The organism is Stieleria tagensis (genome assembly GCF_024129865.1).
GTDB classification, from domain to species: Bacteria; Planctomycetota; Planctomycetia; order Pirellulales; family Pirellulaceae; genus Stieleria; species Stieleria tagensis.
Window position 1 is genome coordinate 29,654 of record NZ_JAMYFE010000037.1, and the last position, 14,559, is coordinate 44,212.

The window sequence follows — 14,559 nt, forward strand, 5'->3', positions numbered from 1 at the left end:
GGTTGCTATAACATCACACCGTTGAAGTTTAACGTTGGGATTGCTCAGCACTGACAATCAACGTCCTGCCATTTATTCCCCTCAAGCAACTCACATCATTGATAATATGAAAACCGCAACAACAACCGTCACTGCCGCCGTGATCGTTTCGGTCATCGCACTGTTTGTACCACCAAGGGCTGATGCGGCCGAACCACAAACCGTTGTCTGCGAGGGTCGTTATGCCCATCATTTGCAAGGTGTGTGCGCCGATGACAGCGCGATCTATTGGAGCTTCACGACCACCTTGGTCAAGACCGACTTGGAGGGCCGAGTGTTGGCAAAAATCGCAGTGGCCAACCATCACGGCGATCTGTGTCTGCACGACGGCAACCTGTACGTGGCGGTGAATTTGGGCAAATTCAATGATCCCCAGGGAAACGCGGATTCCTGGGTTTATGTCTACAACGCTGCAACGCTCAAAGAAACCGCTCGTCACGCAACGCCCCAGGTCTTCTACGGTGCCGGCGGCATCGGTGTCCGCGATGGCCGGTTTTATGTCGTCGGTGGACTGCCCACAGAGATTGCAGAAAACTACATCTACGAATTTGATGGCCGATTTCAGTTTGTTAAAAAGCATGTGCTCAATAGCGGGCACACACATCTAGGCATTCAAACGGCCACCTTCGCTCAAGACCGCTGGTGGTTCGGATGCTACGGCGAACCCAAGAATCTGTTAGTCACCGACGACCAATTCAATCTGCTGGGCCGTTACGAGTACGATTGCTCACTGGGAATTGTTGGCTGGTCCGACGACCGGTTGCTGAGTGCCAGCGGACAGTGCAATCAACAAGATGGTTGTACCGGTAAAGTCGACCTCGCGGTTGCCGACCAAACGTCAGGTCTACGTTTGCTGACACGTCCCTAACTGGCTGTGTTTCCCCTAGCTGGGCCGGCACAGTTCACCCGGGGTTCCTGCCGAATCTGCCTCCAGCAGGTTCGACAGTGACCNNGTAGAGATGGGATTGAGTGCATGCAACTCTCCCAATGGTGGCACGCGAAGCTGCAAGACCTCTGGTGCGGGACAGAACGCCCCGTGCCGGTGTGAGCCGTCTCACGGAGGGAAGTGGAAATTGCCGTGCATCACGGTGATGGCTTGTCCAATCAGTTCGACGCGGTCGCCGGCGCACCGGCATCGCACCCGACCGCCGCGGCGCGACGCCTGGAAACCGACGACTTCATCCACACCCAACTGGCCACACCAGTAGGGCGCTAGCGCACAATGAGCCGAACCCGTCACGGGGTCTTCGTTGATGCCGAATCGAGGCGCGAAGAACCGAGAAATGAAATCGATACCCGTCTGATCTGATCGGGCTGTGACAGCGATCCCGCGAGTCTTTATTTTTGCCAGGCGGCCGAAGTCCGGTTTCAGATTGCGCAGGACAGCAGGGTCGTCAAGGACAACCAACAGATCAGCCTCTGTGCGTGCAACCAAGGTCGGCGTGGTTCCGAGCGCCCTGGCGATCGCTTCCGCGGTCTCAGGTTCTTGTCGATCAAGGATAGGGGCGGTCGGAAAGTCCAACATGATTTGTTCCCCCACCCGCTGGCAAATCAGTTCACCGCTGCGGGTTTGGAAACGGATCACGGCTGACGGCTCGACCCGATTTTGTTCGTACAGTGTGTGCGCAGCCGCTAGCGTTGCGTGTCCGCACAAATCGACTTCGACCAGGGGCGTGAACCAGCGGAGCTGGAAACCGTTAGCTTGATCGGTCGGCACCACAAACGCGGTCTCAGACAGATTCATTTCAGCCGCCAGATCCTGCATCCAGCGGTCATGTGGAAATCGATCGAGCAAACAGATCGCGGCCGGGTTTCCTGTAAACGGGCGATCGGCAAAGGCATCGACCTGCCATAGAGAGATGCGACTTTGTTCCGACTGCGATTCACACATGGTCGTTTTGCAAAAATGAAACGGGGTTGCCACAGGGGTGGCAAGGTACAGTGTCTGGACGGCGGGCCCGGCAAACAGGTTCGCGGGCATCGCCATCTGACCCAACGATCCAGCGCTATGACAGCGCCTCGCCTGCTCGTCCATCATCGCCTGACCGCCGTCGCCACCACCACAGAAAACCGGCGCTGGCCGTCGCGACGACCGCAATCGCCCCCAGCACTTGCCCCCAGGCCGACAGCAACACAATCTTGTGAACCAGGCTGCTGTGTTTTTCAGTCGTGTCAGGCAACTGGCCGGTGTACTTGGCGACATGATGCAACAGATTGATCGCCAGCGAATTCTCGGGGATCTCTTTGTGACATGCGACGCACGTGCCTTTGCGACTCATCCGATCGAGTTCTTGTTTGTTGAACGCACGCGAGAGTTTGAAATGGTGCCCGACCGTGGCCAGCTGGTTTCCCTCTTCGTCGACGATTCGCGACCAGTCGTTTTCCAAATTCTCGATCGGTTCCATCTGTGTCTGGGCGCGATTGGACAGGATCTGGCCATCGACCGTTTCCAAATCGACAACGTGGGGTTCATTCCAGGGCCGCGTCGAACCGATCCCTAATCCCAACGCCTTGTTGGATGCGTGACACGATTCGCAGCTCCGTGCATTCTTTGTCATCGTGTGCGGCTGAGTCGGGCTCATGTCGATCGCCAACTGCCCGTCCGGTCCACCCCCTTCGGAATCGGGGAGCGTCTTGAAAATGTGGTTGGTCAAAATCGGTTTGCCGTCTTGACCGATGATCGTGACCGACGGTTGGCACCCCGGCGCCAGCGGCGTCACGCGACCTTCGCCATTGATGCCCAACATCGGTTCTTCCCAACGCAGATAACTGCGCTGTTCGGTGATCTTGCCTGGGATGATCGTGTCATAACCCGATTCGCCGGGGTCGGCACGATGTTCGTCCTGCATGTGACGTCGCCCGGCGGCCACCCAATCAAAGTTCGACTTCGACTCGGACACCTCGGGACATTTCTCTTTCTGAGAAAAATCGACTTTGACATGACAACCGTAGCACTGTGGTGTCCAGCTAGCATGACAGGAATAACATTCCATGCGATTGAGGTGTTTGGCGACGCCTTGCATGGCGACCAAGCCGCGCTCGCTGATCTTCTTCTCCGCAGCCAACTTCTTCAGCGGCTGCATGCGAATGTCAGCTCCGGCAGCGGTGTGCACAATGGTTTCATTGCCATCTTTGACAACATTTTCATAAGGATTGCCGCGGGCGGTCAACAAGTATCCGTCGCGTTTGTCGTACTGTGACCCGGCCCAGGTGTGCGGCAATTGTTCTTGGGCTAATCCTCGAGGTGCTCCACTAGCCGCTTGGTCGTGGAATTCGTCCATGAACCCCAGCGGCAGTTCCCAAGGGAACTGGTCCGGCGTGCCGTGGCAGTCAGAACACTCGATCTGCACCGCAGCCAAATTGGCGGCAGCCAAAAACCCATCACTGTGCACATCGTTGGAGGTGTGGCAATCTTGACAGGTCATGCCTTTTTGGTAATGGACATCTTGTTCCATTGCCAGGTAGTGCTTGGTATGCAGCTTGGGTTGCTCACCGCCCTGAGCGTTGTACGGCGACGCGTACGGCGTCTCCATCAAACCCTGAAACGACACGCCAATTCGTTTGCCGCGGTCGTGACAGGTGGTGCAGGTCTCGACCGGCATCCCGTGGTATTCGACCTCGTGCACCGTCACCGTGGTTTCCCGGGTTCCCTGAATGCTATGCACCAATGCATGTCCCGGTTCGTCGTGGGGCAGCGCAACATCGGCGCCTTCATAGTAGCCTTCGTTACCGTAGGGAACGTGGCAGGACGAACATCCCATGCCGCGAAAGTCGCCGCGTTCCTGTCGGCCTTTCACCGCGTGGTGACAGCGCTGACACTCTTGGCGGATGTAAGTGAACGCAGCCAAGGTGGGATCTTCATCCAATCGGTGCAACTCGTCCACCTTCAGTGCCTCGGGCAGGGGATCGTGTTTCTGCACAAACACGCCCGGTTCGAGCTCGGCCAGTCGTTGCATGTATTTGCGATAGGCATCGGTGCCCAGTCGCTGTTTGGGATCGATTGGATTTTCGACGGCATAGTTGGCAAATCGGTGCTCGTATCCGGTCAACGAACCGAACGCCCAACACACACCTTGGATTTTGCCAGCCTCGGTCATCATCAAACTTTGCCATTGCACACGCACCTGTTCCTGGTGGCATTGGCCACAGGTTTCGGCGTTGACCCAGGGGCTGCCGGGATCGGCATAAAAATTCTCGCCGCCATGGGCGATCGCTTTGTCTTTGGTTTCCGTCGGATCCCCGTTGTGACAAACGACACAACCAGCCGGATCACCGATAGCTTCGCCGCGGGCCATGATCTGATTCAACATTTCCGAACCGATTTCGCGGATCGGTTCGATTTCGCCGTGGCACGCCAGACAACCTGACTCGGCGGCTTGCGGAAAGTGGTCGACCAAACGTTGCTGTGCCTGCGCTGCAGCGACCGTCAACAGCGAACCAACCGCGCACAGCATCACGAAAAGAAAATTGCGCATGGAAGACATCCAGAACCATTCATTTATTCGAATCAGTCTCGCTGCGACGCAGCAAGATAAGATCAGCAGCCAGTGTCACGCGCATCGCATCGACATGGTCCAGGCGTGTCTGTTGAGAATGTCGTACAGCGCGATAGGTCATCGCCAGTGCGTCACTGATCGCGTCCTGTTCCAGCTCGACACTGTGCCGCCATTGCTTGCGTTCGACACATTCCAAACCGCCAGCCGACATTTCGTCGACCACCATTTCCCAGCGACTGCGACGATGCCCGGACAATTGCACCTGTTCGCGCAATTCAATCAGGTCTTCTTCGCCAGGCACGGCAATGATGCAAATTCCACCCGGCGCCAAAACGCGGTGGATCTCAGCCACCGGACGTCGACCGAACAGCGAGATCACTCGCAGCACACTTTGATCGGCCGCCGGCAAGAAACGATCCGCATTGGCCAACACCCAGGTGGCATCCGGCCAGTGACGCGCGGCCAGCCGAATCGCCCGTTTCGATAAATCGATCCCACAATACGCCGCGGCATCCGCTGGAAACAAGGCGGGCCCAAAGGTGCCTTCCCCACAGCCCAAATCCAATGTTCGCAGCGGATGTGAACGGTCGCCCACACCGCGATCCACCCACGGTAAAAGCTGTTCAATCAAACCCGCCGCATGGCCGCGGGCCAACCAACGATGCCGGGCGAGCACTGCCGCGTCGGCGTCGCCGGGTGTTTTTGATTTGCGATCTTGGGGCTGCAGCAAACTCCAATAACCGGCTTTCGCGCTGTCAAAATGATGGCCACCGGCACAGACCAATCCATTGGCATCCCGCTGCAGCAAGTGGGGACAGTTTCGGACGGTACAGCGAAGTTCAAACATGCCGCCATCTTAAAGGGTGCCAAACCCATCGAAAGGGGACTTCTTTCAAGTCAGGCAATTTGGCTCGGTATGCTAATTGCACCGCAGCACCTGACGTCAGGTCATTTGCGATCCACTCTCTCCGTACAACCCAACTCACCAACGTGATTCAGCCAACAACGATCAGTGAAGCGTTGCTTTCACGGTGGATGAAGGACACGGTTCGGGTCGCACTACGGGGGGTCGCAGATGGTGAAAACCCCTTCGCGGCGAGTGTTTACCGACCAGATGGTTCGCGATTGGCTTTGGCATCAAACCAAGTCAATTCCACGCATAACCCCTCGGCACATGCCGAAATCTGTGCGATCGAGCATGCCTGCCGGGCGACTGGCGAGCCTGAACTGCGGGGCTGTTGGTTGGTCTCCACCGCCGAACCCTGTCCGATGTGTTTATCCGCAGCGGTCAATGCCGGAATCCGAAACATCGCGTTTGGCGCCGGACAGGCCGTCGTCGCCGAGGCCGGCTACGGGTCATTTGGGATCAGTGGGCGACAACTGGCCAAACAGATGTCAGCCGACATTCAGTTGCGTGGACCGATTTTAGGAAATGACTGCGTGTCGCTTTTGCTACGACATCGCAACCCAATGCGTCCACTGACCGCGGGCCCTCACTGACGCACTTCGCAGTCAATCTCTTGCCGTTTCGTGTTTGTCTCGAATGATACGTTCCTTGGCGATGTTTAAGAGCGCGTAGAAAAATGCAGCCACCATCGGACCGACAAAAATCCCCCACAATCCCATTAGATTCAGTGCCCCTAACACCGTGACCAACGCAACCAGAGGGTGCAGTTTGGCTTGGTTGCCGATCACGTAAGAACGCACCAGGTTATCGGATGTGGAAATGATAATGACGCCATAGGTTGCCAGTCCCAGCCCCGCGGCGACACGGCCTTCGGTGAGCAACCAGACGGCGACCGCCCCCCACACCAGCGCAGAACCCAAAAAGGGGATGAACGAAAAGAACATGCACAGCACGATCAACATCCAAATCTGAGGCACGCCCAACACGGCAAATCCGATCCCGGCCAAACCGGCCTGGGTCATCCCAGCGACGAGCGTCCCTAACACCACCCCGCGACAGACCGAATGAAAACGGTCGGTTAGTTTCTGTTCCTCGCGATTCTCCAGCGGCATCATCCGATGCAATTCACCGACGAAAATTTCTCGATCGGCCAGAAAGTAATACAGCGCCAGCGTCATGATGCAGACACCGACACCAAACCCGAATGCATCGCTGATCATTCCCCGGGTTTTCTGATACAGCTCGCCGGAAATGCCATTGGCCACCTTGACCGCCGATGCACGCAGCTGGTCCTGTTGGTCCGGTGGCAGCCTGCGGTACAGGTGATCCAGTGTGGCCCCGACGCGTGTCCGTTCGATCTGTTCAATCGTATCGTCAAAACCATCATTGGAACGATCCTCCAACCAAGCGACCGCATGTTTTCCGGATTCCATGACCTGGGTACCGGCCATCAACAGGGTCACACCGATCGGAATCAGCACCAACAGAATCACCAAAGCGGTCGTCGCTGCGGCGGCGGCCCGTTTGTAGCCAAACATCCGCTTGGTAAGCCACTGATGCAGCGGCGAAAACAGGACGGTCAACACCGCTGCGACGAACAGCGCAACGATGAACGGTCGGACGATCTGAAAAAACAAGACGCCGACCAATACCACGATTCCCAGCAACAGCCAAAGCGAAATCTGGCGTGGTAGATGACTACGGTCACGCATCCGTGGCAGAACTGATGTTAGCTGCTTTGGGCTCGTCCTGCTGCTTGGGCTGTTGTGATTCCCAGCGCACCAGTTCGTCGAATTTTTCTTGCAAATTGGACGTGATCCCGGAAAGCGCCCCGCCACGGTGCATCGCCGGTTTTTGGCACAGTTGCTTGACTCTCGATTCGACGTCGGCCTGCAGCGACGCGCCTTCTTGCCGCGCATAGCCACTCATCAGCAGTGACTTCAACAAGGCGTCAGATTCTTCTCCCGCGACGGGCTCGCCGCCATCGAGTGAGTCACAGCAGAGCCGTGCCAGTTTGCTGAGCTGTTCTTCAATTTGGGGGTTGGACTGTGTCATGATTGAGCTTCCAAAGTCGGAATATTGTGTTTGAGACGGAACGATTTGTGCAAAGCTCATGCCAGCGACCCTCTGGATCGCCAATGTTTACCCTCCGCTGCCCCAATCGACCCTCCAGCGACCAAACTGGTGGGTATCAAACCATGTCAAAAAAACAACTGAACCGGGTTTCTTGTCCTCAATGTAGCCGAATGGTCGATGACCGCGCCCCAGCCTGTCCCTTCTGTGGCGAGAAAATCTATGTCGTCAGCCCCGGTGGGATCACACCGACCAAACATCCGCCGCTGGACGACGATCCGAACGACAGCGACACACCGTCCAACACCGAGCCATTGAATTAAACCATTTTGGCCTGAGTGGTCAATTCGGACACCAATGAGACCAGCCGCATGGCATCAATCGGCTTTGACAAATAGTCGTTGCAGCCCGATTCGATACAGCGGTTCATGTCGCCCTGCATCGCATCGGCGGTCAACGCGATAATGGGTCCGGTGAATCCCAGTGTCCGCAACTGTTTTGCGGTGTCGTAACCATCCAGGTTGGGCATCTGCATGTCCAGCAGAATGAGTGCGGGCGGATTGCCATTCTGCAGGGCCTCGCGAATGTGATCGACGGCAATCTGCCCATCCTCGGCTTCCGCCACGGTGGCCCCCGCTTTGCCTAGAATGCGACCACTCAGAAAACGAATGTCGTGACGATCATCGACAACCAACACGTGACAGTCCAGCTTGATGGGCTCGCGTGGTCGTTCATCCGCTGACGGTTCGATCACCGGTCGGGGTTCGACCAAATCCACACCTTCGATATCGCCGGTGGCGACCGTCGCGGTGAATCGACTGCCTTCGCCGACACTGCTTTCGACTTCAATTTTTCCACCCAGCATCTCGGACAGCCGCCGACTGATCGCCAACCCTAACCCGGTACCGCCGAAGTGACGGCTGACTGACGAATCCCCCTGCGAAAACGGCTTGAACAACTTTTGCTGTTGTTCATCACTCATACCGATTCCGGTATCGATAATGTCAAACTGCAATGCCGGATCATCGGAACCGCAGGACTGCCCGTTGCGACCAACCAGATGGCGCACCACGACTTTGACATTTCCATGCTTGGTGAACTTGATCGCATTGCCAACCAAATTGATCAGGATTTGTTTCAACCGTTTGGGGTCACTTTCGATTTCGGCGGGGATCTTGCCGTCGTAGTGCACATCCAACGTCAAATCATTTTCGCTTGCCCGCACCTCCATGATGCTGCGGACATCTTCGACCAATCGCGTCGGGTCAAAACGCTCTGGATTGACGTCGAATTTGCCGGCTTCAATTTTTGATAAATCCAGAATGTCGTTGATGATTTCCAACAAAAAATCACCATTGCGCCGGATGGTCCGCAAGTGCCCGATGGCTTCTTCATCGTCGATCCGATCGGCAATCAAATCGGTGTAACCGAGGATGGCGGTCATCGGCGTGCGAATTTCATGACTCATATTGGCCACAAACGCGCTCTTGGATTGGTTCGCCGCAACGGCTTCGGCGCGAGCGGCTTTGAGTGATTCCTCGAATTCGTGCTGTGCGGTGATATCCAACATCGTGCCAATGATTTGGCGGGGACGTGTGTTGCCCTGCTTGTCGGTCCCGAACAGCGTCTTGGTCTGCAAACGAACCCAACGAATTTGCCCGTCCGGTCGCACAATCCGGTGATCCAAGGGCGGCATCGATTCATCGTCACTCAATAACGCTTGGCGACCATGATCTTCATAGTCCGCGACATCGTCGGGATGAACAAACGGCGGTGTCTGGTCCGGTGAAAGTCCGAATTCATGATCCGCCGGATAGCCGACGATACGATTGAGTTCGGACGAAAACGTGACACGGGAATTCCGTAGGTCCACATGCAACATCCCAAACCCTGCCGCTTTGGCCGCCACGCGTAGTCGTTGTTCGCTCAATCGGACTTCGCGTTCACGTTGTTTTTGTTCGGTGACGTCGACGCCACTGGGAACGGTATAAACCACTTCGCCAGATTCGTTGCGAGCCGGTGCCACACGCAGTTGTAATAACCGCTTGGATCCGTCAACCAACCAATAGTCCAACTGCAAGTCAACTGTCTCGCCGGATTTGGCCGCCAAATGGGCTTCGCGAACCCTCCGTCGTACAGTCTCGCTGCCCGACCACCACGGACATTCCCAAAACACTTTGCCGATCACCTGTTCACGGCGGTAACCACATGCTGTGGTCGATGTTTCGTTGGCCTCTTGCACATAGCCATCCAGATCAAGCACACCTGCAAAGATCGCTGTGACATCGAACAAGCCCTGTAACTTGGCATTGCTGCTTTCCACCCGCTGCAAGGACTGGCGGATCAGTTCTTCGGATTCCTTGCGGTCGGTGATGTCCAATTCGACACCCACCATTTGCATCGGTGAGTCTTCATCTTGAATACTGATGTGCGCCAGGGACAACACCCATCGATAGGTGCCACCGCGGAGCACACGATACTCGGCGCGAAACGGATCCCCGCGTTCCAAACTGGTATGGATCGCCGCTTTGACTTGTCCACGTTCATGGCGATGGACGCGTTTGAGAAAATCTGCAAATCCGCCCAGCAAGCGAACCGGCGATGAAGCCGTCTTGGTCAGTCGTTCGTCGGACCAATACCATTGATCCTCAATCACATTCCACTGCCAAAGCTGCAACTCGGCGGCACTCAGCGCCAATCGCAGGCGTTCCTCACTGGCACGAATTCGTTGTTCGTACTCTTTTTGATCGGTGATGTCCCAATTCAATCCGTACATGCGGACGACCGCACCGGAGGCATCGCGTACCAGACTGCCGACCGCCGAAAGCCAGCGCACTTGGCCATCGGGCCGACAGATCCGAAACTCGCTTTGATAGTCGTCTTGGCCGTGGATGGCACGCTGCCACCGGGTCTGCAGCATTTTGCGGTCATCGGGATGCACACACTCAAAAAACAACTCGGAACTGGGGTGTTCCGTTTCCGGGATGCCCAACAACTCGAACAAACCGGTTTCCCAATAACTTTTTTGCTCGGTCCATTCCCAAGCAGCCATGCCGCCGGCCTTGAGCGCCATCCGGACTCGATGCTGGTTGGCCAATAGTTCTTTTTCGGCCCTGTACCGGTCTCGAATATCAACACCCGAAGGAATCAAATATTCGACGTTGCCGTCAGCATCTTTGACCGGTGCGATCATGAAATCGATCATCACCCCTTCGTCACCATGGGCAAACAGGGACACGTCGTAGCGAACGACTTCGCCCGCAAAGGCCCGTTGCATGGCATCACGCATTTGATCGGCCACGGCCGGATCGTAAGTCCACCACGATGTTTCGGCAAAATGTTTGCCGATCACGTCCTCTCGATTCGCTCTCGCGATTTCCATCGAGCGATCATCCACTTCGACGAGTATGCCATCGCGGTCAATCACCCCCACCAATCCGAGTTGATTGTTGATCACGCGGCGCAGGTGTGACTCGCGATCGGTCAGTTCCAACTCCCATCGTTTCTGGACGTTGATATCGGTGTTCATGCCGACCCAGCGTTTCACAGTCCCGTCCCGTTTGTATTGGGCAACCGCACGCACTTGCGTCCAGCGGTATTCACCACTGTGGTGCTTCAGCCGATACTGGACGGAGAAAGGGCCATTGGATTCGACCGCCGCCCGCCATTTCTCCCTCGTCAGCTGGCGGTCCTCCGGATGGATCGCGTCCAACCAACCCTCTCCAATCCACTGTGCTACCGTTTGCCCGGTAAAGGCACGCCAGCTCGGCGAATCCAGTGACACAGTGCCATCGGCATTGGCGATCCAAACGATTTGTGCCGACGCGGCGACCAACAACTGAAATAATTCTTCGCTCTCACGCAGCTGAGTGACCTCGGTAAAGGTCACGACGATGCCTTCGATCGCACCGGTACCCGATCGGTAGGGCAGAACGCGGCGGATATAAGATTTTCCAGACCTAGCCGTCACGGTATGCTCGACCGACTGTCCGTCGTCTAACTCACTCGGCTCGGGCAGTTTCGGCATCTGATCGACTAACGGAACAAAGTGATCCAGGGGCCGACCGATGTCCGTGCTGATCAGACCGTAGATGTCGGTGATCGCCGGTGTAAAACTGCGGATATTTCGATCTTCATCCAAAAACACCGTTGCGATCTGAGTGCTGCGCAACAGATTTTGCAAATCACTGTGCGCCCGTGCCACCGCATCACTGCTGGCGCGGATCTCTTCTTTGGACGCCTCCAATTCCTCGTTGGCCGATTGCAGTTCCTCATTCATCGACAACAGTTCTTCGTTGGACGACTTCATCTCCTCATTGGCCGCCTCCATGTCCTGCATCGTTCTGTCTAAATCTTCACGTGTCGAACTCAGTTCCAGTTCCAACTGCGCAATGATCGACTCGGCTTCGCTGGAGTTCTGCAATGCAGGATGACTGATTTCATCGCGTCCGATCGGTGTCCCCAGTTCGTGAAAGACAACCATATACAACGCTTCGTCTTCACCGAGTCGCGGCATGGGTTGTACGGTCAACATCACACGCTGAATTTGGTCGCCCTGACGCAGCGACAGGTTGTCGTGTTGAACCCGACGTTTCGTTTTCACCGCTTCAGAGATCGCGGCTCGTAACCCGATCCGCAATTCGCTGGCAACCATTTTGACGACATGGTTTTGGAAATCGCCGTCACCGAGCGTCAAGAACTTTTGCATGTCCGCCGCGGCATTGAGCACTTTGCCGGATTCATCAATCACACAGGACTTGGGCGCAAATTCATCTAACAGAATCCGCTGCCGCATCGCCGTCAGGTCCACCGGGTGCTCTGAAATCGGCGTGGAGCTGCCGTTATTGTTGCCGTTGGATGTGACCGGAGTCGGCCGCTGACCCAACGCCGGCGTGGTGCCTACCGCGGTGCCCTTGCGTTGCGAGATCCGCGATTTGGCGTCGACACTGCGAAACAATTCACCATGCGAGGTCATGCTTTCACTGGGCCCCAGAAAGAGAAACCCCGATGGCCGCAGCGCGTAGTGAAACAAAGGGACAAGCTTCTTTTGTAAATGCGGGCCCAAATAGATCAACAAATTGCGACAACAGATCAAGTCCTGTCGCGAAAACGGTGGATCGCTGATCAGGTTATGTGCCGAGAACAACACCAGGTCGCGGATCTCTTTGGTGACCTGATAGCGATTGCCACGTTTGACAAAAAAACGCTGCAAACGTTTTTCGGAAATGTTCTCTTGGATGCCGACCGGATAGATGCCTTCTCGTGCGATCTGCAAGGCGCGTTCATCGATGTCGGTGGCGAAAATTTGCACCTCCGGCGGCGATTCAATCTCATCCATGAATTCACGACACAGAATCGCCAGCGAGTAGGCTTCGGCACCGTTGGCACAGCCGGCCACCCAGATTCGAATGCTGTCGTCCGCATTCCGCTGCTCAAATAATTTCGGCAACACCTCTTTCCGAAGGGCTGCAAACGCTTCTGGGTCACGAAAAAACATCGTCACACCAATCAGCAGCTCGCGAAACAATGCCTGTGCTTCGTCGTCATGACGTTGCAGGTCGTTGACATACTCAGCGACCGAGGCAACCTTCAGAATCTGCATCCGTCGCTGAATGCGGCGCCGTAGCGTGCTGTTTTTGTAGTGTTGGAAATTGTGACCGGTGACAGACAATAACGTCTCCGCGATGGTCGGAATCGCTTCCTCGATCCGCTCGTGGAGCCGCACGGGTGAGAGTTCGTGATTGAGAGCCAGCAAATGACGGCAGTAGCGTTTTAATTCAGCGGCAATCTCAGCCGGCTCCATCACATGATCGGCGACCCCGGTCGTCGCAGCGCTGCGTGGCATCGAATCAAACTTTGCCGATTTTGAATCCTGAGCAAAGGTCAGCCCGCCGGCGTCACTGATTGCTTTCAAACCCAATGTGCCGTCGGTTCCGGCACCCGACAAAATCACTCCCACCGCACTCTCGCCCTGATCCTCGGCAAGCGAGTGAAAGAAAGTGTCAATCGGCGAAGACGGTCGCCGGTCAGATTCGTTCGTGATCGGCCGTAAAACCCCCGCCGATAACTCCAACGGTTGCTGGGGCGGGCCGACATAAACGCAACCGGATCGCACTTGAATCGAGTCAACCACCTCGACCACATCCAAAGTCGTCGCGGCAGACAACAACTCGGCCAGCAGGGACTGACCGGCGCGATCCATGTGTTGAACAAAGACAATCGCCAGCTCAGAGGCCGATCCCAACGCATTTAGAAACGCTTGAAAAGCCTCCAGCCCGCCTGCCGAAGCGCCAACACCCACAATCAGGGGAGGTGCGATCTTGTTCGACTCTGGTTCATTCATTCAGTTCACTCACGGGGGATCGATCGGCATTTCAGTCGATTCTCGACCCACCCCTGCGGTCTGGGAAAGATTGGGAACGGCTTGGTATAAAGATAGATCGTGCTGCCATCGGCAACAACGGGCGAATTTCACCGAATCGCTGCCGAACTTGGGAACAGGGAATCATGTTTAATTCAGCTGACAGTGAAAGTTTGATCGTCATCGCCGTTGCGGCGCTGCTGGGTGCCGTGCTCGGGATCGAACGAGAAATCGCCAAAAAACCCGCCGGTGTTCGCACCCATATTCTGGTCTGCGCCGGCAGCGCCCTGATGATGGTGCTGGGCCAAGCCATTGTGGACCAGTTTCAAGCCCGGGAACCCGCTGAGGTGATCAAGGCAGACCCGATTCGGGTGTTGCAAGCGATCGTCGTCGGCATCAGCTTCTTAGGCGCCGGCACGATTATCCATGATCGCGATGAAGTCGAAGGATTGACCACGGCCGCAACGGTCTATCTGACGGCCGGAATTGGCGTGGCAGTCGCCGTCGGTCGGATTCCGCTGGCCGTCCTGATCACGATCGCCGCAGTCGTGGTGCTCTCCCTGGTTGGATGGCTGGAATCCCTGTTCGAATCGCTACAGGAAAAACAGGATCGCAGATCAGACCAGTCCCCGAAAACACCGTCCGAAGACAGTGATCCGCCTGCTGCCGACCGCATGTGATGA

The 14,559-nt window shown here is 56.2% G+C and carries 10 protein-coding genes; 4 read left to right on the forward strand and 6 right to left on the reverse strand.

Annotated features, from left to right (window positions below; genetic code table 11):
* The first annotated feature begins 106 nt into the window (after window positions 1-106).
* Window positions 107-907, forward strand: a complete 801-nt coding sequence (locus NHH03_RS07955) for a hypothetical protein (RefSeq protein ID WP_253155232.1) — start codon at window positions 107-109, stop codon at window positions 905-907.
* A 186-nt stretch (window positions 908-1,093) separates the two neighbouring features.
* Here NHH03_RS07955 and NHH03_RS07960 read toward each other — a convergent pair whose 3' ends face one another.
* Genes NHH03_RS07960 through NHH03_RS07970 form a run of 3 tightly spaced genes read right to left on the reverse strand, consistent with a single transcriptional unit; the run spans window position 1,094 to window position 5,382 of the window.
* Window positions 1,094-2,026 (reverse strand): PhzF family phenazine biosynthesis protein, encoded by a 933-nt coding sequence (locus NHH03_RS07960; protein WP_315861432.1) that lies wholly within the window; start codon window positions 2,024-2,026, stop codon window positions 1,094-1,096.
* A 19-nt stretch (window positions 2,027-2,045) separates the two neighbouring features.
* Entirely contained in the window at window positions 2,046-4,514 is a 2,469-nt protein-coding gene (locus NHH03_RS07965; protein WP_253155233.1) for a multiheme c-type cytochrome, read from the reverse strand.
* Between the two features lie 19 nt (window positions 4,515-4,533).
* Window positions 4,534-5,382, reverse strand: coding sequence for a methyltransferase domain-containing protein (locus NHH03_RS07970; RefSeq protein ID WP_253155234.1), 849 nt, complete (start codon window positions 5,380-5,382; stop codon window positions 4,534-4,536).
* Window positions 5,383-5,525: 143 nt separating this feature from the next.
* On the opposite strand from NHH03_RS07970, the gene NHH03_RS07975 reads away from it, so the two are divergent.
* Window positions 5,526-6,035, forward strand: coding sequence for a nucleoside deaminase (locus NHH03_RS07975; protein ID WP_253155235.1), 510 nt, complete (start codon window positions 5,526-5,528; stop codon window positions 6,033-6,035).
* 12 nt (window positions 6,036-6,047) lie between these two features.
* Here the strand turns inward: NHH03_RS07975 and NHH03_RS07980 are convergent, their stop codons facing one another.
* Together NHH03_RS07980 and NHH03_RS07985 are read right to left on the reverse strand one after the other, a co-directional pair.
* Entirely contained in the window at window positions 6,048-7,154 is a 1,107-nt protein-coding gene (locus NHH03_RS07980; protein ID WP_253155236.1) for an AI-2E family transporter, read from the reverse strand.
* Window positions 7,147-7,497: a hypothetical protein gene (locus NHH03_RS07985; protein ID WP_253155237.1), complete on the reverse strand. Its 351-nt coding sequence runs from the start codon at window positions 7,495-7,497 to the stop codon at window positions 7,147-7,149. Before NHH03_RS07985 ends, NHH03_RS07980 begins: the two co-directional genes overlap by 8 nt.
* 143 nt (window positions 7,498-7,640) lie before the next feature.
* Here NHH03_RS07985 and NHH03_RS07990 point away from each other — a divergent pair, with 143 nt between their 5' ends.
* Window positions 7,641-7,838, forward strand: a complete 198-nt coding sequence (locus tag NHH03_RS07990) for a zinc-ribbon domain-containing protein (protein ID WP_253155238.1) — start codon at window positions 7,641-7,643, stop codon at window positions 7,836-7,838.
* On the opposite strand, the gene NHH03_RS07995 is transcribed toward NHH03_RS07990, so the two are convergent.
* Window positions 7,835-13,858, reverse strand: a complete 6,024-nt coding sequence (locus NHH03_RS07995; RefSeq protein WP_253155239.1) for a PAS domain S-box protein — start codon at window positions 13,856-13,858, stop codon at window positions 7,835-7,837. The genes NHH03_RS07990 and NHH03_RS07995 overlap by 4 nt on opposite strands.
* Before the next feature lie 164 nt (window positions 13,859-14,022).
* Between NHH03_RS07995 and NHH03_RS08000 the strand changes: the two genes are divergently transcribed.
* Window positions 14,023-14,556: an MgtC/SapB family protein gene (locus tag NHH03_RS08000; RefSeq protein ID WP_253155240.1), complete on the forward strand. Its 534-nt coding sequence runs from the start codon at window positions 14,023-14,025 to the stop codon at window positions 14,554-14,556.
* Window positions 14,557-14,559: the final 3 nt, after the last annotated feature.